An 18,891-nucleotide genomic window follows, 5' to 3' on the forward strand; every position below is an offset into this window, starting at 1 on the left:
GTTGCGCCTCCATATCGTTTTCGCAGACGCACTTCGGAGGACAGGATGAAAACGCTCGTATCATTGGCCGCAATCGCGCTTACGCTTGCGGGCTGCACGACCTCAGGCCCCGCCGCTTATGTCGAACCGATCCCCGGCAGCATCACCTATAAGGGCCAGCCGCGCACCAAGCTGACGAAATCGCCGATCGGCAGTACCTTCAGCCACGAGTTCCGCATCGACGGCAGCACAAGGGCGGTGGAAACCTATCGCATTGCGCCCGATCGCTCGCTCGAACTCATAGACCGCCGCATCATTCGCGATTGGCTGTTCGGACGCGACGACTGACCGCACCGCGAGCCAACCGAAACCAATTGCGCATCCTGCCCGCTTGGTTTAGAGCCGGGCACGATAACCAATACGGATGAGCGATGAACACGCGCTGGCAAAAACCCGTCCTGATCGCGTTCGAAACGCCGGGCGACTATACGAGCATCGAGACCACGCAGGCGGCGTCCTGGGCCATGATCGAGGATTGGCCGATAGAGGACGGCGATGCGTTGGACGCGGCGTTGCTGGTCTGCGCCGCCGTCGATGCCGGCAGGAAAAAGCCGGAGGATGCGCGCAAGGCCTTCATCGCCGCCGCAATCGAGGCTGGCCTCGACATCAAGGCCTGACGGCATCAAGAGACCCATGGTCGAGAGTTAAAATGGCGTCCTGAGGCGAAACAAGTCAGGACAACCGGTTTAAAGGGTAAAAACAGATGGAAGCTTCTGGAAACATGAAAAAAGCCCTGTTCATATTTCTCCTCTCCTGCCTCGCCATCGGCCTTCTCGGCCACCTCGTGGTCGCCTTCGTCGTTACCGGCTGAAGCATCGATGTCCACTCCGTCTTATGGCGGAGCGGCAGGTCATTAAAATTTCCTAAATTTCATTCTGCTGTTATGGAACCGCGATAAATCTTTTCCGTTCTCTCTTCGATCAACAAGGAGGATTGAAATGCGTGACGGATTGAATGGTTTTCTCGAAATTTCCATGCTCGGCGTCGTGATTGCAAGCTGCCTTTTCATGGTCAACCTGCCGATCTGACCCGCCTTAAAAATCATTCCCTGCGGTACCGGCGACGTCAGATGCCGGAATAAGATAATGCGGCCTCTCGGGCCGCATTTCTTTTTCCAGCAATGCAGGCTCAAGCGGAAAGCTTGGCGGCCAGCTTGGCGACATGTGCGCCCTGATAGCGTGCAGCTTCCAGTTCAATCGCAGAGGGCTGACGCGAGCCGTCGCCATCGGTGATGGTGGAGGCGCCATAAGGCGAGCCGCCCTTGATTTCATCGACGCCCATCTGGCCCTGGAAAGCATAGGGCAGACCGACAACGGCCATGCCGTGGTGCAGGAAGGTGGGGAGGAAACCAAGGATCGTTGATTCCTGACCGCCGTGCTGCGTGGCCGACGAGGTGAAGGCAGAGCCGACTTTGCCGACAAGCTTGCCGCCGAACCACAGACCGCCGGTCTGGTCCCAGAAATTGCGCATCTGCGAGGCAACCGTGCCGAAACGCGTGCCGGCACCGACGATGATGGCATCGTATTCGGCCAGTTCATCAACGGTCGCGATGGGGGCAGCCTGATCGAGCTTGAAGTGCGAGGATTTGGCGACTTCCTCAGGAACCAGTTCCGGAACGCGCTTGACGACAACTTCCGCGCCGGCAGACTTCACGCCTTCGGCAACGGCATATGCCATCGTCTCGATATGGCCGTAAGATGAATAATAAAGCACCAGAACTTTTGTCATTTTCTTTGTATCCTTAGGGTTAATCGTCTCAGGCGTACCAGCAAGAAGCCTTTTTAAGAACGCGATGATCATTAGTGGTGACCAGTTACAAGCATGTGATGCAAAGGTAGCCGAGAGGCCGGTCCCACGCCAGCGGTGCATCCGCATACGCACTGTTCGCAATCAGTGAACGAAACGCCGGAACGTCAACCTTTCATAGATAGACATTTTTTCAAAACCGCTTTGCATTCACCGGGCGGCGGACTAACGTCGGACAAAACAGCTGACGAGTACCCCCATGTCCAATCCCTCCCCCACCCCATCCGTCGTGACCGCCGCCATGCTCGCCATCGGCGACGAATTGCTGTCGGGACGTACCAAGGACAAGAATATCGGGCACCTCGCGGATGTGCTCACCATGTCCGGAATAGACCTGAAGGAAGTGCGCATCGTCGCCGACGAGGAGCACGCAATCGTCGAGGCGCTGAATGCGCTGCGCGCCCGCTATGATTATGTCTTCACCTCCGGCGGCATCGGCCCGACCCATGACGACATCACCGCTGATGCGGTATCCGTGGCTTTCGGCCTGCCCTGCGAGCACGATGCCGAGGCTTTGCGGATATTGGGTGACATGTACCGTGTGCGCGAGATGGAATTCACCGAAGCGCGCAAGCGCATGGCCCGCATGCCAAGGGGGGCAAACCACATCGCCAATCCCGTTTCGGTCGCCCCCGGCTTCGTCATCGGAAACGTCCACGTCATGGCCGGCGTTCCGCAGGTGTTTCAGGCCATGCTGGACAATGTCATGCCAACGCTGCGCACCGGCGCGAAAGTCATGTCGCAGTCGGTGCGCTCTCCCTATGGCGAAGGTGACATCGGCACGCCGCTGACCGCAATCCAGAAGGCGCACCCCGAAACCAGCATCGGCTCCTACCCGAAATATGACGGACAACGCTTTTCGACTGAGATCGTCGTGCGCGCCCGTGATGCCACCGTCCTGAAAGCGGCGGCGGATGCAGTGGCGGCGATGATCGAAACCATTGGTCAGGAAAAAACACTGTCGGCCAGCAAGGGCGATGCAACCGCCTGAGATGGAAACGGATTGACCAAAATCAAGGTGGCACCCGGCAAAGGCAGCCACTCTCCCAAAAATGACGCGTCACCGAGGAGCTAAAAAAATGGGTTACAAAACGATACTGGCAGTGATCGACAATGTGGAGAACACGCAAAAGCTCGGCGATTTCGTGGTAAGTCTTGCCAACCAGTTTTCCTCGCATGTGATTGGCCTGCATATGGAAACGCTGGCCGCCGTTCCGCTCGTCGCGCCGATGGAAATTCCCGACCCCGCCACCGTTCAGGTGCTTCAGGACGTGGCGCACAAGGAAACCACGGATGTTGGAAACCTCTTCGAACACACGCTGTCTGCCAATGGCATCTCGCATGAGTGGCGCAGCTTCATAACCTCGGTGGGCTACGCCTCGTCATCGGCAATCGATAGCGCGCGCTGCGCCGATCTCATCGTCGCCCGCCAGAGCAACTCCTCCGCACTCTCCGACAGCCGCTCGGATATAGACGGCTTTCTGCATGAAAGCGGCCGCCCGGTTCTTCTCGTTCCGCATGTGCTGACGGTTGCCAAACCGGTCAAGCGCGTACTGATCGCCTGGAACGGCTCCCGCGAGGCGACACGCGCCACCTTCGATGCCCTGCCCTTCCTGATTGCGGCCGAGAGCGTCGAGATCTTCTCCGTCGATCAGGCCGAGAGCGAAACGCAATCGTCTGGACTTGCCGGCACCGAACTGGCCGCAACACTCGCCCGCCACGGCGTCAACGTCACGGTAACCTCGCAGGAAAAAATCGCCGGCATCTCGCCGCAGGCGGCTATCGAAAACCGGCTGTCAGACCACAGCATCGACCTTCTGGTCATGGGCGCCTACGGCCATTCCCGCTGGTGGGAATTGCTGTTCGGCGGCGTGACACGCACGCTGCTCGATTCCATGACGGCGATGACGCTTTTGTCGCGTTAAACACCGGTAGCCGTGGATGAAGCCGCAAGAGCCTGCGCGCAATGCTTGCCTTTTTGCAGGTCTTGCGGCTATTAGCCAAAGCCATCGACAATTTTGACCAGATGGTAGACGACATGTCCCTTCCCGATAAAGCCTTTCCCGTAACCTGGGATCAGTTTCACCGCGACGCCCGCGCGCTTGCGTGGCGTCTTGCCGGCCTTGGCCGGGAGTTCCGGGCGATCGTCTGTATCACCCGCGGCGGTCTCGTTCCGGCGGCGATCATTTCCCGCGAGTTGAACATCCGCCTGATCGATACGGTCTGCATCGCCACCCGCCACGATTACGTCAACCAGGGCGACACGGTTCTCCTGAAGGGCGTGGCGCCGGAACTGATGTCCGACGGCGGCGAAGGCGTGCTCGTCGTCGACGATCTGACCGACACCGGCAAGACCGCACTGGAAGTACGCGAAATGTTGCCGAAGGCGCATTTTGCCTGCGTTTACGCCAAGCCGAAGGGCGTGCCGACCATTGACACCTTCGTCACCGAGGTCAGCCAGGACACCTGGATCTATTTTCCCTGGGACATGGGCTTCACCTATCAGGAGCCTATCGCCAAGGGATCGCGCGGCTGATCGTTTGTCGCAACCCAAAACCAAGCCTGAAAAGCCGTCCCTTCGGGACGGTTTTTTTGTGTGGAAATGCTTTTTTGGTAACGGCAAAAAAACACGGAAAAACCGCAGTGTCGCCTTTATGCCGCACCCCGGAAATGCGGGGTTTTCGCTTTCCGCTGCGGAAACCAGCCTCGCGCAAGCTTCAAAGTCTCGCGCCAAGTCACTGATTTTTTTGAACGCTTTTGCTATCCCCGTTTTCCACAGGCGCTGCACACAATATCTTGTGGTTAAAAAACGGTTTCAATCTACGGCTTGACGAATCTATGCCGCAGGAGGAAAGTGACAGTTATGTTGCGGCGGCAACGGACCGGAAAGTAACGAGGCCGGTTCCTTTCAATCTCAGTTCGCAAGTCCAGAAGGGGCGTCCCGACCATCAGGGGGCGGTTCGCCGGTGGATTTTGCGTGCCTTGCGGATACCGCCAAAAACATGACGCGGGGACTGGCGGCAGGAAGCTGTTGATACTATATTTAGTACTCACATGACTCTTGCAGCCGAATAAGCCACGAGATACAGGGATCACATCCAAGGATGAACATCCCTTACAGATCGGCAACAACCGGCTGCGCGCATAGTTCGCACGGCTGGAACGAATTTTTGCGCCCTTTGCCGGGCGCCCAATGGACGAGGACACGAAACCATGCGCATCGAACGCCGCTTCACGAAGCCCGGCCAATCGTCTTATGCGGAAATCGAATTCCGCAAGGCCGTCAGTGAAATCAAGAACCCGGATGGTTCCATCGTGTTCCGTCTGGCGGATATCGACGTTCCCGCGCAGTTCAGCCAGGTTGCGACCGACGTTCTGGCGCAGAAATATTTCCGCAAGGCCGGCGTGCCGAAGGTGCTTAAGAAGGTTGAGGAAAACGATGTTCCTTCCTTCCTGTGGCGTTCGGTTGCCGATGAGAAGGCCATGAAAGACCTCCCCGAGGGTGAGCGTTATGGCTCCGAAACCGATGCGCGTCAGGTTTTCGACCGCCTGGCCGGCACCTGGACCTACTGGGGCTGGAAGGGCAAATATTTCTCCACCGAGGAAGACGCACTCGCCTTCCGCGACGAGCTTGCCTATATGCTGGCGACCCAGCGTGTGGCCCCCAACAGCCCGCAATGGTTCAACACCGGCCTGCACTGGGCCTATGGCATCGACGGTCCGGGTCAGGGCCACTTCTACGTCGACCCCTTCACCGGCAAGCTGACCAAGTCCAAGTCCTCTTACGAACATCCGCAGCCGCATGCCTGCTTCATCCAGTCTGTCGAAGACGATCTGGTCAACGAAGGCGGCATCATGGACCTGTGGGTGCGTGAGGCGCGCCTGTTCAAATACGGTTCCGGTACCGGCTCCAACTTCTCCTACCTGCGCGGCGAAGGCGAAAAGCTTTCCGGCGGCGGCAAGTCCTCCGGCCTGATGAGCTTCCTCAAGATCGGCGACCGCGCAGCCGGCGCAATCAAGTCCGGCGGCACCACCCGCCGTGCGGCCAAGATGGTCGTCGTTGATGCCGACCATCCCGATATCGAAGCCTATATCGACTGGAAGGTGAACGAGGAGCAGAAGGTTGCCGCTCTCGTCACCGGCTCCAAGATCGTTGCCAAGCACCTCAAGGCAATCATGAAGGCCTGCGTCAATTGCGAGGCAGATAACGGCGATTGCTTCGACCCGGCCAAGAACCCTGCCCTGAAGCGCGAAATCCGCGCTGCCAAGAAGGACATGGTGCCGGAAAACTACGTCAAGCGCGTCATCCAGTTCGCGCAGCAGGGTTACAAGGACATCCAGTTCAAGACCTACGACACGGATTGGGATTCCGAAGCCTACCTCACGGTTTCAGGCCAGAATTCCAACAACTCCGTATCGCTGAAGGATGACTTCCTGCGCGCTGTTGAAAACGACGGTGACTGGAACCTGACCGCCCGCAAGGACGGCAAGGTCATGAAGACGCTGAAGGCCCGCGACCTCTGGGAAAAGATTTCCCACGCCGCCTGGGCATCGGCCGATCCTGGCCTGCACTTCAACACCACCATGAACGACTGGCACACCTCGCCGGCCGAGGGCCCGATCCGTGCTTCCAACCCGTGCTCGGAATATATGTTCCTCGACGACACGGCCTGCAACCTTGCCTCGCTGAACCTGCTTCAGTTCAAGGATCAGGCAACGAAGCGCATCGACATCGCCGATTACGAACATGCGGTTCGCCTGTGGACCGTCGTTCTCGAAGTCTCGGTCATGATGGCGCAGTTCCCCTCGCGCCAGATTGCCGAACGCTCCTACGAATACCGCACGCTCGGCCTCGGCTACGCCAATATCGGCGGCCTGCTGATGTCCTCGGGCATTCCCTATGACAGCGACGAAGGCCGCGCCATCGCCGGTGCGCTGACCGCCATCATGACCGGCGTTTCCTATGCCACCTCGGCTGAAATGGCCGGCGAGCTTGGCCCCTTCCCGGGCTTTGCGCCGAACCGCGACAACATGCTGCGCGTCATCCGCAACCACCGCCGCGCCGCCCATGGCCTTTCCTACGGTTATGAAGGCCTGTCGGTGAACCCGGTTGCCCTCATCCATTCCGATTGCACGGATCAGGACCTTGTCGCCCACGCCACGGCCGCCTGGGACAAGGCGCTGGAGCTTGGCGAAAAGCACGGCTACCGCAACGCCCAGACCACCGTCATCGCGCCGACAGGCACGATCGGCCTCGTGATGGATTGCGACACGACCGGCATCGAACCGGACTTCGCGCTGGTGAAATTCAAGAAGCTTGCCGGCGGCGGCTACTTCAAGATCATCAACCGCGCCGTGCCGGAATCCCTGCGTTCGCTCGGTTATTCGGAAAGCCAGATCGCCGAAATCGAAGCCTATGCCGTTGGCCACGGCAATCTCAACCAGGCACCTGCCGTCAACGCCTCGACGCTGCGCGCCAAGGGCTTTACCGATGAGAAGATCGAAGCCGTCAACGGCGCGCTGAAAAGCGCCTTCGACATCAAGTTCGTCTTCAACCAGTGGACGCTGGGCGCCGATTTCCTCAAGGGCACGCTCAAGGTTTCCGACGAGCAGTTGTCCGACATGAGCTTCAACCTTCTGGAGCACCTCGGCTTCAGCAAAAAGGACATCGAAGCGGCCAACGTGCATGTCTGCGGTGCGATGACGCTGGAAGGCGCACCGTTCCTCAAGAACGAGCACCTGCCGGTGTTCGATTGCGCCAACCCCTGCGGCAAGATCGGCAAGCGTTATCTCTCGGTCGAATCGCACATCCGCATGATGGCGGCAGCACAGCCGTTCATTTCGGGTGCGATCTCCAAGACGATCAACATGCCGAATGATGCAACCGTGGAAGATTGCGGCGCAGCCTACATGCTGTCCTGGAAGCTGGCGCTGAAGGCCAACGCCCTTTACCGCGATGGCTCCAAGCTTTCCCAGCCGCTCAATGCTTCGCTGGTGGAAGATGAGGACGACGAAGACTTCGTTGAAGAACTGATCCAGCAGCCGCTCGCCCAGCAGGCCGTGACGATCACCGAAAAGATCGTCGAGCGCGTCATCGAGCGGGTATCGCGTGAGCGTGAAAAGCTGCCGAACCGCCGTCAGGGTTACACCCAGAAGGCAACGGTCGGCGGTCACAAGGTCTATCTGCGCACCGGTGAATTCGGTGACGGCCGCATCGGCGAAATCTTCATCGACATGCACAAGGAAGGCGCTGCCTTCCGTGCGATGATGAACAACTTCGCCATCGCGATTTCGCTCGGCCTGCAATATGGCGTGCCGCTGGAAGAATATGTGGAGGCCTTCACCTTCACCAAGTTCGAACCGGCCGGCATGGTACAGGGCAACGACGCGATCAAGAACGCCACGTCGATCCTCGACTACGTGTTCCGCGAACTCGCCGTCTCCTATCTCGGCCGCCACGATCTCGCCCATGTCGATACGTCGGATTTCTCCAATACCGCACTCGGCAAGGGCATCCAGGAAGGCAAGACCAATCTGCTCTCCACCGGCTGGACACGCGGTTACAAGCCGACGCTGGTTTCCAACAACGAAGGCGAACGCGCCGCTTCCGAACCCAAGGGCTCGGCAACGGCAGCCCCCGCCCGCGCCTCGGCCAACGTCACTTCCTTTGCAGGCTCAGCCGCTCGCAAGCTGGAACCGGCAGTCGCGATCTCCACCTCGGAAATCGTCTCCTTCAAACGCGATTATGAAGAGCGCGCCAAGGAACTGGCGGAAGAGATTGCCGAAGAGGTAATCGACGACGTGGTCCAGGAAGCCAAACAGACCGCCACCGCCCTCTTCTCCGACAAGGCCGCCGCCGACGCGGCATCGGCCAAGGCGGAAGCCAAGAAGAAGGAAAACGAACGCCGCATGCGCTCGATCGCGCAAGGCTACACGGGCAACATGTGCTCGGAATGCCAGAACTTCACGATGGTGCGCAATGGCACTTGCGAGAAGTGCGATACTTGCGGTGCGACGAGCGGTTGCTCTTAAGAAATACATGGATAAGTGGTGAATCCACTTTCCAGTCTTGGAAGGTGAAGTGAATATGTCCCGCAGTGATTAAGGTTCACTGCGGGACTTTTTATTGGAGGCATATATGCGCTGCCCACATTGCAATATTAATTTCCATGAAAATTGGGTTCCTGGCAGCTTTAGCCGCAACGGTTATGTTACAAACTGGTCCTACGAAACGGCTGTATGTCCAAGCTGCAAAAAATTGACTATTGTTATCGAAAGCCCATCCGGTAACGCACGGATGGTTGAACCGATGAGTCCCAACCGCGGCTCAATTTCGCAATTTGTTCCAGATGACATTACTCGAGATTACCTAGAAGCGTGCGATGTTCTTCCCATTAGCGCCAAAGCTTCAGCAGCTCTTTCCCGTAGATGCCTGCAAAACATTCTAAACAGCCTAGGTTACAAGGCGAAGGATTTAGCAAAACAGATCGACGCATTAATTAATGAGACGGATCCCAAAAAAGCGTTACCGATTGGATTACACGAAACGGTCGATGCTATACGTAATTTTGGAAACTTCTCAGCTCATCCAATAGATGAAAAAACAACCTTGCAAGTGATTGATGTTGAGGCAGAAGAAGCCGAATGGTGCCTTGAAATATTAGAAGAGCTGTTCGAACACTTTTACGAACGTCCCGCAATCGCAGCTCAGAAAAAAGCCGCGTTGGACGCAAAATTGGCAGCAGCAGGAAAGCCACCATCGAAGTAGCAGTCAACACATTCGACGCGCGCAGAGCGCAAGGAATATGACGACAATGGCTGGTAAAACCGATCAAACCGACTGGGCGCGTCTTCACGCAATGACCGACGAAGAAGCGGAAACCAACGCGCTTGCTGCCCCCGACAATCCACCGCTTTCCGCCGAACAGCTCGCCTCCGCCTCGAGAATGCCCCGCATCAAGATAATCCGCCGGGCGCTGAAACTGACGCAGGAAGAGTTTTCCGCCCGTTATCATATTCCGCTTGGCACCTTGCGTGATTGGGAACAGGGCCGCAGCGAGCCGGATCAACCGGCCCGCGCCTATCTGAAAGTCATCGCCGTCGATCACGAGGGAACGGCGGCCGCACTTCAAAAAGGCGCGGCCTGACGCGCCTCACCCCACAAAATCAAACAGTAGCTTCACATTCAGCGCCGCAATTACCACTGCGATAAACCATGCAAACGCCGAGAGCCATCGCGGGGCGCACAGTTCGCCCATCTTGGCCTTGTCGGCGGTGAACATCACGAGCGGAAAGACGGCGAAGGAGAGTTGCAGGCTTAACACCACCTGCGTCAGGATCAGCAGCTGGCCCGTGCCGCTGTCACCATAAAAGATGGTGACGCCGGCGGCGGGAACGATGGCGATGCCGCGGGTGATGAGGCGGCGCAGCCAGGGGGCAAGCCGCATCTTGAGGAAACCTTCCATCACGATCTGGCCCGCAAGCGTTGCCGTGACGGTGGAATTGATGCCGCAGCACAGAAGCGCCACCCCGAATAGTGTCGGCGCAATCGCAAGGCCGAGCAGCGGCGCAAGCAGACTATGCGCCTCTCCGAGTTCGGCAACGTTCGTCTGCCCCGCCTTGTTGAAGGTCGCCGCCGCGAGAATGAGGATCGAGGCGTTGATGAGCAGGGCGAACATCAGCGCGATGGTGGAATCGAGCGTCGCGAATTTCAGCGCCTCGCGTTTTTCGGCAATCGTGGGGCCGATTTCGCGGGTCTGTACGATACCCGAATGCAGATAGAGATTATGCGGCATGACGGTGGCGCCCAGAATGCCGAGCGCCAGATACAGCATGTCGGGGTTGGTGACGATCTCAGTCGTCGGCGCAAACCCAAGGATCACCTGCCCCCAGTCGGGATCGGCGAGCGCCACCTGAATGGCGAAACACACGGCGATGACGCCGAGAAGCGTGATGACGAGCGCCTCCACCCAGCGAAAGCCAAGCCTTTGCAGATAAAGGATCAGGAACACGTCAAGCGCCGTGATGAGGACGCCGAGTTCGAGCGGAATGCCGAAAATCAGGTTGAGACCGATCGCCGTACCGATGACCTCAGCGATATCAGTCGCGATGATTGCGATTTCGGCCAGCAGCCAGAGGACCATCGCCACCGGTTTCGGATAGGCATCGCGACAGGCCTGAGCCAGATCGCGCCCTGAAGCGATCGCCAGACGGGCACAAAGCGCCTGTAGAACGACGGCCATGATGTTCGATATCAACGCCACCGTCAGCAGCGTGTAACCGAACTTGGAGCCACCGGCGAGCGACGTTGCCCAGTTGCCGGGGTCCATGTAACCGACCGCGACGAGATATCCGGGTCCGAAGAACGCCATCGCCCGGCGAAACGTACCGGCATTCGGGCTTATCTTGATCGAGCTGTGAACGTCGGACAGCGAGAGATCGTCGCCATTCCGCCGCCATCCAAAGACAGGCTTGTCCATCTTGCGAACTTTCAAATGGAAATTGAATTTATGCAATTGCAAATCATTCGCATAAAGGGTGTGGACTGGCAAGCGGAGTTTCGAAGCTGTGTGCCGGCGCGAGACGCCGCAGTAACATTCGGCCTGAACGCAACCACCGGCGCAACAAGCAATGATTTGGTGAAATGAGACCCCTCCTCCGTCATTCCAGCCTTGAGCCGGAAGCCAGCCAGCCCAAGTCTTTGGTCTGAAAAGACTCCTCTCCGCGGCGTAGTAACCAGTGAACAACGGGGACCCACGGCCAATCCTACCTCGAAACCTCACGGCGTTGTCATCGCCTCTGCCCCGCCGTTGCGGAACAGCCGCGTGCATGCCCGCGTTTATCTTTCACGAAGCAACGATAGTCCGGGGAAGTTCATGCGAGACGGCAATAAATTCAGCGTGGCGAACCAGCCTAACCGGTGGCCGAAATATATCATGGCGCAGCGAAGGCCGCGCGACTGGCTGATGACCATCAGCGGCGTGGTGCTGCTGGTCATCGTCGCCGCCACTGTCGCCATGGGTTATCTCGTCACCAGCCATCCCGGCAAGCCAGAGCCGAATACCTGCATCATCGAGGAAAACGCAGCGGAGAACGGCTGATATGCGGCGCAAGATGCGCCGCTTAACTCAGACCCTGAAGATGCCCGCTGAACTGCGCCTCATGCAGGCGGCTATAATGGCCCTTGGCGGCCAGAAGCTCGGCATGGGCGCCGGTCTCGGCAATGCCCGTCTGGTCCACCACGACGATGCGGGACGCATCGCGGATCGTTGCCAGCCGGTGGGCGATGACGAGCGTTGTGCGGCCCTTGGCAAGCTCCGTCAGCGATTGCTGAATGGCCCGCTCGGTCTCCGTGTCGAGCGCCGAGGTTGCCTCGTCGAGAATGAGGATAGGCGGATTTTTGAGGAACATGCGGGCAATGGCAAGACGCTGTTTCTGACCACCGGAAAGTTTCACGCCACGCTCGCCGATGACGGTGTCGAGCCCCATCGGCATCGCTTCGATGACGCCATCGAGCCGGGCACGCCGCGCCGCATCCATGATCTCGACATCGGAAGCGCCGAGCCGGCCATATTCGATATTCTCGCGGATCGTGCCGCCGAACAGGAACACATCCTGCTGCACGATGCCGATCTGGTTGCGCAGCGAGGCAAGCTTCATCTTGCGGATATCGATGCCGTCAATGGTGATCGAACCGCTGGTGACATCATAAAAGCGCGGCAGCAGCGAGCAAAGCGTCGTTTTGCCCGCCCCCGACGGCCCCACGAAGGCCACAGTCTCGCCCGCATTGATCTTCAGGTCGATATTGTCGAGAACCTGCTTGCCCTCGGCATAACTGAAACCGACATGGCGATATTCAATGGCGCCGGAAAGCGCCGGTGCCTCGATCGCATCCGGTGCATCGATGATATCCGGCGCCGTGTCCAGAAGCTCGGTAAAGCGGCGAAAACCGGCAATGCCCTTCGGATAGGTCTCGATCACCGAGTTGATCTTCTCCACCGGGCGGAAAAACACGCCGACCAGCAGCAGGAAGCCAACGAAACCGCCTTCCGTCAGGCCGCCATGCAGAACGAACCAGGCGCCGCAGATCATCACGATCATCTGCGTCAGCCGCATGCTCATGTAGCTGAGCGAAGTGCTGGCCGCCATGATCTTGTAGGCATCGAGCTTCGTGCGGCGGTATTTCTGGTTGTCCTTCTCAAACAGCGCGCGTTCGTGGTCCTCATTGGCAAAGGCCTGCACCACCCGCATGCCACCGACGTTTTCCTCGATACGGGCGTTGAAATCGCCTACCCGACCATAGAGCGCGCGAAAATTCTGCGTCATGCGGCCACCGTAACGGCTGGTCACCCAGGCGGTGACAGGCACGACGGCGGCGGTGACAAGCGCCAGCGGCACATTGACCGACAGCATCAGCAGGAATGCGCCGATGAAGGTCATGATGGCGATGAACAGATCCTCGGGGCCGTGATGGGCCACCTCACCGATCTCTTCCAGGTCCTTCGTCAGCCGGCCAACCAGATGACCGGTCTTCTGGTTGTCGAAATAGCGGAAGGAGAGCTTCTGCAGGTGGTCGAAAGCCAGCCGCCGCATGTCGGTCTCGATATTGATGCCAAGCATATGTCCCCAGTAGGTGACGGTCGCCATCAGTCCCGTATTCAGGACATAGATGACGAGCAGCCCGACCGATGCGGCGAGGATGATGCCCCATTCGCCACCCGGCAGCAGCACGTCAACGAAGGCTTTCACCGCCATCGGAAAACCGAGCTCTAGCACGCCCGACAGCACCGCACAGGAAAAATCGAGAATGAACAGACCGCGATAGGGACGGTAATAGGCGAAGAAACGGCGCAGCATGGCATGACCTGAAGAGCGGGCGCGGCAAGCGGAGGCCGCAATAAAAACGGAGTTCAATTGTCATATTTCAATGCGCACGCCAAGACCGATGTTCTATTTTTACCAAAATCGTTCAATAGGCTGAGCGATAAACACACAACGGTAATGTGATCCGGTTATATTGCACTTATATGTATTGGTGTGACAGAGTGAATGCACCCTTCGGGGAGAATGCGAGAAAGAGCCTGCCGTGAGTAATATTGACAGCCGTAAGCCCAGTGGCGAACCGAGATGGCTTGGTCCGGCCAGCCCGACGCGGATCGCCCTGATCCCGCCAATATCGGCTGCGCGCTGGCTGCTGGTTCTCGTCGCCCTTGCTGGCATCTACTTCTTCCACGGCTTTCTCGTTCCGGTTCTGGCCGCCCTTGTCATCGGCTTCGCCAGCTGGCCGGTCTATACGCGGCTTCTGCGGCAGGTGGGCGGCAACACCACGCTCGGCGCCTCCATCGCCATCATCCTCATCCTCACCTTCCTCGTGGTGCCGATCTTCATCGCCGCTTCCTATACGGCCAGCGAAATCCGCGAATGGTTCGGCTGGGCGGTGCATGTCAACAAGGTGGGCGCCCCCGTGCCAGACTGGATCGCGGCGCTGCCCGGCGTAGGCTCCTGGCTCGGCGAGCAATGGGTGAAATATATCGGCACACCGGGTGCGATCGGCGAAGTGATCCAGCTCGTCAGCGGTGCCAATATCGGCAATATCTACCGGGCGATCCTCGCCGCGGGCAACGGCGCGTTCCACCTCGTACTGACCCTGCTGTTCATGTTGATCGCGCTGTTCTTTGTCTATCGAAACGGTGCAGGCTTCTCCCATCAGGTCGATCTTGTGGGAGAACGCATCCTTCCGACGCGGTGGGAGCGCATTTCCCGCGTCGTGCCCGCCACCATCAGCTCCACCGTCACCGGCATGACATTGATCGCCATCGGCGAAGGCATAATCCTCGGCATCGCCTACTGGATTGCCGGCGTCCCCTCGCCCGTTACACTCGGCGTGCTCACCGGTGTCATGGCGCTCATCCCGGGCGGCGCGCCGCTCTCTTTCACCCTCGTATCGATCTATCTGGTCGCCAGCGGCTCTCCCGCTTATGGCCTGGGGCTATTCATCTGGGGCTCTGTCGAGCTTTTCATCGTCGACAAGACCATCCGTCCGAAACTCGTCGGCGGCCCGATCAAGCTGCCTTTCCTGCCGACCTTTTTCGGCCTTGTCGGCGGCGTCAAGACCATGGGTTTCCTTGGCCTCTTCATCGGCCCGGTGCTTATGGCGCTGCTGGTGGCAATCTGGCGGGAATGGGTGCGTGAAGTGGAAATCTCCGCTGGCGCCACCGTCGACGTTCCGCCGGCCTCTACAGCTGAAAATGACCCACTCGACGACATCGTTGTGCGTGAAGAGGACAGCAACGAAACGACGGCGTTCCGAAAAGCGGCGTTTTGATCGCAAAAGCTTGCGGTGAAGGGCGCTTGCTTTAGCGCGGCTCAGCTTGGCGAAAAGTCCTTAAACCCACCTTCGTCATGCTCGGGCATGTCCCGAGCATCTGCGACCGATTGATTTCACGATACGTGGTTAGATACTCAGCACAAGGCCGAGGATGACGTAGAGTATGCGGCAAGGCGTGCCGGCAAACTCAGGCCTTTGCCCTAAAGCGCCTTCTCCATGAACAGGCTGAGCGGGTCCGGCTTATAGGGCGCAAACGCCTCAATCTCGACAAACCCCGCCTTGCGGTAAAGACCGATCGCTTCCGGCTGGCTGATGCCGGTTTCAAGCCGGATGGCGGTGAGCCCAAGCTCGGCGCCGCGCGCAATGAGCGTATCCATGATCAGCTTGCCGATCCGCAATCCCCTCGCCTCCGGATCGACGAACATGCGCTTGACCTCCGCCGTGCCGTCACCCGCCTCCACCAGCGCGCCGCAGCCAACGACGCGGCCATCATGTCGCGCCACGAAAAAGGAGACATTGTCCTTTTCCAGCTGGCCGATATCGACCAGATGATTGCTTTCGGCGGGATAAAGCGACGCCATATAGACGTTAGACAGATCGATAAGGCGCAGAACCGCTTCCTGCCGGGGTGTTTCAAGCTTGATTTCGGGGGCCAATGCGATGCCTGCTTTCTCTCAAAAAAATGCGTATTTCGTCGTAATGTCACTGCAATCGGGATAGATGAGTTTCTAGAGCATAATTCCCGACAGAGGCAACACACACCATGAAAACAGCCCTCGTTCTCATGACCTTCCTAGGCTGTGACGACACCGCCACCGATTGCCATTACCTCGCCACCTCGCAGCAGCGCTGGACGAGCATCGAACTATGCGACGCCGTGTCGGAGAAAGAGCTGGAACGTTTCGCAAATGCGTCCTACCCGGTCGTGGTGGCCGTGTGCCAGACACCCGGCGAGCAGACGCCCCAGACTGCGGGCAACGCGCCCGCAACGCAGCCTCCCGCTGCCACGGCCCCGGCCGGAACAGAGGAGCCACCGGCACAGGTCACGCAAAAGGAAGAAGAGAGCCTGACAAAACAGGCGATCAGCCGCGTCAGCCGCATCCTGCCTTCCACCGAAGGCGTGAAGCACCTGCTCGGAACGCCGGTCAGAATGGTGGAAAACAGCTATTCGTGGATTGCCAAGCGGTTCGAGAAGTAAGCCTCAGGCCGCCTCGACCGTCAGCGCTTCCGCATAGTGCCGCGCTTTCTGCCGTTCCTCGGCAATGGTCAGTTTACGCACGGCGTGCAAGAGTTCGAACAGCGTTTCGGAACCGTCGACGTTGCGGAAATGCGCAAGCAGTTCGGCCGACACAGAGGCTGCGGCCTGCGACAGATGCGATCGGGCGGCGCGGCGCCACATCAGCGTCGCCTCCATGAAGACATCCACGACATCGCCCAAAAGACCGACGGACTGGAACAGCGCCTTCAGCGCGTGCGGTCGTCCGGTCGCCAGAATGGCGCGCACCTTGCGGTCATCGAGACCTGAGAGATTGACCATCGCCGCCGTGAAAAACTCCAGCCTGCCCGAACAGACGGCATGGATGAGAAGCGCCGGTGTCAGTTCCAGCCTTTGCCGCAGATGCTCCACCAGCGCCGGCAACTCCGGCGACGAAACATTGGCGGCGATTAGGATGGTGGCGGAATCTTCCGCTTCGCGGAAAATACTGTCGGCGCGGTTGCGCGCGATCAGGGCATGAACCAGCGCCGAACCTGCCAGGGCCTCGCTGACGCGCGCCATCAGAAGATGGCGGGTATCGGCGGGCAGCACCTCTCGGCACAGTAGCAGGTCGCGTATGTCGGCGTTGCAGCCATGTCGCTCGGCAATGCGACGCAGCGAAAACGGTGTGATGAAGGCGTCATCGTTCTCAAGAAGAATGATTGTTTCCGGCAGATCACCGACTTCGGCAAGTGCTGCGCAGACACCGCGCGGCAGGCCCCGCCTTGCCGCGATGAAGGCGCGCGTCAGGCTTTCGCCGCGCCCGGCAAGATCGACCAGATCGGCCTCGCTGAGAACCGGCGAGCGGGCGATCACGGTGCAGGCAATCTCCGGCTGGTCTTCGGCAAGCGAAACGAGAATGGCGCGCGGGGCATCGGGATCATCCGCCAGCGCCTCGGCAAGTGCCAGCCGCACGCGCGGAGAAGGGTCGTCAAGAAGATAGGTCATCGCCATATAGGCGGCGTCACGGTTCTCCCGCACCATGTCTGAATGCAGATAGGCACGGCCAAGCGCATTGGCGGCCTTCGCCCGCTCGGTCGATCCAGCCTTTTCAGACCAGCGAAGAAATGCCTGTACGATCACCTGAGCCTCGAAACACATTCGCAACAATGGACGACGGCATCATTGCCGCCGCCATGTATAAAACTCTAGGCGCAAATAGTTTACGTTTGGTTCACCATAAAATTTAACAGTTGCCGGCAAAGAAGTTCTATGGCGCAGTAGACGGACGCTTTAACTGAAACACGTCGCTGCCGCCGTCGCAGTAATCCATGTAACCCATTCGGGCCACGGGACGTGCCAGTCCCATATCGATGCGACCATCGCGAATGATCTCATCGTCGATGTGAATTGCCATGACCTGCCCGATCACCATCCACGAGTCCGCCGGCGTGCCGTCGATGTCCTTCAGCTGGATGATCTCGGTCACGCGGCATTCCAGAACGGCCAGCGCCTCCCCCACGAAAGGCGCATCCACCACCCGCCCGTCAACGGCAGTCAGACCGGCAAGCCGGAACTCATCGACATCATAGTTCACCGGCGCGGAAGACGCGTTCATCCGGTCGACCAGGTGGCGGCTGACGAGGTTGGCGGTGAAGACACCGGTCTCCTCGACATTGCGAAGGCTGTCCTTGCGCCCGCTGGAGGAAAACATCACCAGCTTCGGCCGGTCCGAAATCGCGTTGAAAAACGAATAGGGCGACAGGTTGAAAGAGCCGTCCCTGCCCTTCGAGCCAATCCAGCCGATCGGCCGGGGCGCGACGATAGCCTTGAACGGATCATGCGGCAGGCCGTGCTGGTTGGTGTCGGTAGTGTAGAACATCATACGTCCCCAACCCAGGTTACCACATCCGCAAGCTCCGGCCGTGGCCGCTCCACAAGCGGGAATGTCGTCGAGCCTATATGAATATATCCGGCGACCTTTTCGTCTGCGGCAATCCCCAGTTCCGACAGGAAGGCCGGGTCGAAGGCAAGCCATTCCGTCAGCCAGTTCGCCGCATAACCATTGGCGTTGGCGGCGAAGATAAGATTGAGACACACCGCACCGGCGGACATGACCTGTTCCCATTCCGGAATCTTGAAATGCGGCTTGGCGGTGCTGATGACGGCGATGACGACGGGAGCGCGCGTGAAGCGGGTGCGCTCCGCGTCCTGCTGCTGCAGGTCCAGTTCCGGGTTCTTCTCAAGCGCGATCCGGAGAGCCTCCTCGCCAAGACGCACGCGGTCTTCGCCGCGATAAACGATGAAGCGCCACGGCGCCAGTTTGCCATGGTCAGGCACGCGCACGGCAAGGCGCAGGATTTCCTCGATTTCCGCTTTCGATGGACCCGGCTCGGCAAGTTGCAGGGCGGGGGTGGAGCGGCGAACCTTGAGATAGTCGAGGAGCTTGATGTCACTTGTCATGATCAAAATTCTTCCATTGTGCTGTCATCGCGAAATTATGGGCCTTGAAATAGCCACGGCA

At 58.9% G+C, this 18,891-nt stretch carries 19 protein-coding genes; 12 read left to right on the plus strand and 7 right to left on the minus strand.

Features of this window, described 5'->3' with window-relative positions; genetic code table 11:
• Window positions 1-45 precede the first annotated feature (45 nt).
• On the plus strand, window positions 46-327 hold the full coding sequence (locus tag CRO62_RS26090; protein WP_003515633.1) for a hypothetical protein: 282 nt from the start codon (window positions 46-48) through the stop codon (window positions 325-327).
• Between the two features lie 83 nt (window positions 328-410).
• Window positions 411-656 carry a DUF982 domain-containing protein gene (locus tag CRO62_RS26095; protein WP_003515635.1) on the plus strand — a complete coding sequence of 82 codons (246 nt, stop codon included), beginning with the start codon at window positions 411-413 and terminating at the stop codon, window positions 654-656.
• A gap of 511 nt (window positions 657-1,167) precedes the next feature.
• Here the strand turns inward: CRO62_RS26095 and wrbA are convergent.
• Window positions 1,168-1,767 (minus strand): NAD(P)H:quinone oxidoreductase type IV, encoded by a 600-nt coding sequence (gene wrbA / locus CRO62_RS26110; protein ID WP_019566148.1) that lies wholly within the window; start codon window positions 1,765-1,767, stop codon window positions 1,168-1,170.
• A 277-nt stretch (window positions 1,768-2,044) separates the two neighbouring features.
• Here wrbA and CRO62_RS26115 point away from each other — a divergent pair, with 277 nt between their 5' ends.
• The 6 genes from CRO62_RS26115 (at window position 2,045) to CRO62_RS26145 (ending at window position 9,992) form a co-directional block, all read left to right on the plus strand.
• Window positions 2,045-2,836 (plus strand): competence/damage-inducible protein A, encoded by a 792-nt coding sequence (locus CRO62_RS26115; RefSeq protein ID WP_097102826.1) that lies wholly within the window; start codon window positions 2,045-2,047, stop codon window positions 2,834-2,836.
• 88 nt (window positions 2,837-2,924) lie between these two features.
• Window positions 2,925-3,770, plus strand: a complete 846-nt coding sequence (locus tag CRO62_RS26120; RefSeq protein ID WP_097102829.1) for a universal stress protein — start codon at window positions 2,925-2,927, stop codon at window positions 3,768-3,770.
• Window positions 3,771-3,883: 113 nt separating this feature from the next.
• Entirely contained in the window at window positions 3,884-4,381 is a 498-nt protein-coding gene (gpt, locus tag CRO62_RS26125; protein ID WP_003515641.1) for a xanthine phosphoribosyltransferase, read from the plus strand.
• 677 nt (window positions 4,382-5,058) lie between these two features.
• Complete coding sequence (locus CRO62_RS26135) at window positions 5,059-8,877, plus strand: vitamin B12-dependent ribonucleotide reductase (RefSeq protein ID WP_097102833.1); 3,819 nt, start codon at window positions 5,059-5,061, stop codon at window positions 8,875-8,877.
• A gap of 106 nt (window positions 8,878-8,983) precedes the next feature.
• Window positions 8,984-9,613, plus strand: coding sequence for a DUF4145 domain-containing protein (locus CRO62_RS26140; protein ID WP_210201862.1), 630 nt, complete (start codon window positions 8,984-8,986; stop codon window positions 9,611-9,613).
• Window positions 9,614-9,659: 46 nt separating this feature from the next.
• Entirely contained in the window at window positions 9,660-9,992 is a 333-nt protein-coding gene (locus tag CRO62_RS26145) for a helix-turn-helix domain-containing protein (RefSeq protein WP_179784633.1), read from the plus strand.
• A gap of 6 nt (window positions 9,993-9,998) precedes the next feature.
• Here CRO62_RS26145 and CRO62_RS26150 read toward each other — a convergent pair whose 3' ends face one another.
• Entirely contained in the window at window positions 9,999-11,324 is a 1,326-nt protein-coding gene (locus tag CRO62_RS26150) for an Nramp family divalent metal transporter (RefSeq protein ID WP_097102837.1), read from the minus strand.
• Window positions 11,325-11,339: 15 nt separating this feature from the next.
• Here CRO62_RS26150 and CRO62_RS27315 point away from each other — a divergent pair, with 15 nt between their 5' ends.
• Complete coding sequence (locus CRO62_RS27315; protein ID WP_174001878.1) at window positions 11,340-11,492, plus strand: hypothetical protein; 153 nt, start codon at window positions 11,340-11,342, stop codon at window positions 11,490-11,492.
• Between the two features lie 228 nt (window positions 11,493-11,720).
• Window positions 11,721-11,945 carry a hypothetical protein gene (locus CRO62_RS26155; RefSeq protein WP_097103345.1) on the plus strand — a complete coding sequence of 75 codons (225 nt, stop codon included), beginning with the start codon at window positions 11,721-11,723 and terminating at the stop codon, window positions 11,943-11,945.
• A 22-nt stretch (window positions 11,946-11,967) separates the two neighbouring features.
• Here the strand turns inward: CRO62_RS26155 and CRO62_RS26160 are convergent, their stop codons facing one another.
• Window positions 11,968-13,701, minus strand: a complete 1,734-nt coding sequence (locus tag CRO62_RS26160) for an ABC transporter ATP-binding protein (RefSeq protein ID WP_097103347.1) — start codon at window positions 13,699-13,701, stop codon at window positions 11,968-11,970.
• Window positions 13,702-13,930: 229 nt separating this feature from the next.
• On the opposite strand from CRO62_RS26160, the gene CRO62_RS26165 reads away from it, so the two are divergent.
• Window positions 13,931-15,169, plus strand: a complete 1,239-nt coding sequence (locus CRO62_RS26165) for an AI-2E family transporter (RefSeq protein ID WP_097102839.1) — start codon at window positions 13,931-13,933, stop codon at window positions 15,167-15,169.
• A 203-nt stretch (window positions 15,170-15,372) separates the two neighbouring features.
• On the opposite strand, the gene CRO62_RS26170 is transcribed toward CRO62_RS26165, so the two are convergent.
• Window positions 15,373-15,828, minus strand: coding sequence for a GNAT family N-acetyltransferase (locus tag CRO62_RS26170; RefSeq protein ID WP_097102841.1), 456 nt, complete (start codon window positions 15,826-15,828; stop codon window positions 15,373-15,375).
• A gap of 107 nt (window positions 15,829-15,935) precedes the next feature.
• On the opposite strand from CRO62_RS26170, the gene CRO62_RS26175 reads away from it, so the two are divergent.
• Window positions 15,936-16,370, plus strand: a complete 435-nt coding sequence (locus CRO62_RS26175; protein ID WP_003515657.1) for a hypothetical protein — start codon at window positions 15,936-15,938, stop codon at window positions 16,368-16,370.
• Between the two features lie 3 nt (window positions 16,371-16,373).
• On the opposite strand, the gene CRO62_RS26180 is transcribed toward CRO62_RS26175, so the two are convergent.
• The 3 genes from CRO62_RS26180 to CRO62_RS26190 form a co-directional block, all read right to left on the minus strand.
• Window positions 16,374-17,528, minus strand: a complete 1,155-nt coding sequence (locus CRO62_RS26180; RefSeq protein WP_097102843.1) for a DUF2336 domain-containing protein — start codon at window positions 17,526-17,528, stop codon at window positions 16,374-16,376.
• A 109-nt stretch (window positions 17,529-17,637) separates the two neighbouring features.
• Window positions 17,638-18,249: a flavin reductase family protein gene (locus tag CRO62_RS26185; RefSeq protein ID WP_097103349.1), complete on the minus strand. Its 612-nt coding sequence runs from the start codon at window positions 18,247-18,249 to the stop codon at window positions 17,638-17,640.
• A complete protein-coding gene (locus CRO62_RS26190) occupies window positions 18,249-18,830 on the minus strand; it encodes a nitroreductase (RefSeq protein ID WP_065659312.1) in 582 nt (193 codons plus the stop codon). Before CRO62_RS26190 ends, CRO62_RS26185 begins: the two co-directional genes overlap by 1 nt.
• Window positions 18,831-18,891 lie beyond the last annotated feature (61 nt).

The organism is Rhizobium sp. AN6A (genome assembly GCF_900215635.1).
In the GTDB taxonomy this organism is placed as follows: domain Bacteria; phylum Pseudomonadota; class Alphaproteobacteria; order Rhizobiales; family Rhizobiaceae; genus Agrobacterium; species Agrobacterium tumefaciens.

What these genes read in the sequence shown, in the direction of transcription:
- CRO62_RS26090 (WP_003515633.1), top strand. Translation starts at nt 46, where the DNA reads ATGAAAACGCTCGTATCATTGGCCGCAATCGCGCTTACGCTTGCGGGC.
- CRO62_RS26095 (WP_003515635.1), top strand. Translation starts at nt 411, where the DNA reads ATGAACACGCGCTGGCAAAAACCCGTCCTGATCGCGTTCGAAACGCCG.
- wrbA (WP_019566148.1), bottom strand. Translation starts at nt 1,767, where the DNA reads ATGACAAAAGTTCTGGTGCTTTATTATTCATCTTACGGCCATATCGAG.
- CRO62_RS26115 (WP_097102826.1), top strand. Translation starts at nt 2,045, where the DNA reads ATGTCCAATCCCTCCCCCACCCCATCCGTCGTGACCGCCGCCATGCTC.
- CRO62_RS26120 (WP_097102829.1), top strand. Translation starts at nt 2,925, where the DNA reads ATGGGTTACAAAACGATACTGGCAGTGATCGACAATGTGGAGAACACG.
- gpt (WP_003515641.1), top strand. Translation starts at nt 3,884, where the DNA reads ATGTCCCTTCCCGATAAAGCCTTTCCCGTAACCTGGGATCAGTTTCAC.
- CRO62_RS26135 (WP_097102833.1), top strand. Translation starts at nt 5,059, where the DNA reads ATGCGCATCGAACGCCGCTTCACGAAGCCCGGCCAATCGTCTTATGCG.
- CRO62_RS26140 (WP_210201862.1), top strand. Translation starts at nt 8,984, where the DNA reads ATGCGCTGCCCACATTGCAATATTAATTTCCATGAAAATTGGGTTCCT.
- CRO62_RS26145 (WP_179784633.1), top strand. Translation starts at nt 9,660, where the DNA reads ATGGCTGGTAAAACCGATCAAACCGACTGGGCGCGTCTTCACGCAATG.
- CRO62_RS26150 (WP_097102837.1), bottom strand. Translation starts at nt 11,324, where the DNA reads ATGGACAAGCCTGTCTTTGGATGGCGGCGGAATGGCGACGATCTCTCG.
- CRO62_RS27315 (WP_174001878.1), top strand. Translation starts at nt 11,340, where the DNA reads ATGGAAATTGAATTTATGCAATTGCAAATCATTCGCATAAAGGGTGTG.
- CRO62_RS26155 (WP_097103345.1), top strand. Translation starts at nt 11,721, where the DNA reads ATGCGAGACGGCAATAAATTCAGCGTGGCGAACCAGCCTAACCGGTGG.
- CRO62_RS26160 (WP_097103347.1), bottom strand. Translation starts at nt 13,701, where the DNA reads ATGCTGCGCCGTTTCTTCGCCTATTACCGTCCCTATCGCGGTCTGTTC.
- CRO62_RS26175 (WP_003515657.1), top strand. Translation starts at nt 15,936, where the DNA reads ATGAAAACAGCCCTCGTTCTCATGACCTTCCTAGGCTGTGACGACACC.
- CRO62_RS26180 (WP_097102843.1), bottom strand. Translation starts at nt 17,528, where the DNA reads ATGTGTTTCGAGGCTCAGGTGATCGTACAGGCATTTCTTCGCTGGTCT.
- CRO62_RS26185 (WP_097103349.1), bottom strand. Translation starts at nt 18,249, where the DNA reads ATGTTCTACACTACCGACACCAACCAGCACGGCCTGCCGCATGATCCG.
- CRO62_RS26190 (WP_065659312.1), bottom strand. Translation starts at nt 18,830, where the DNA reads ATGACAAGTGACATCAAGCTCCTCGACTATCTCAAGGTTCGCCGCTCC.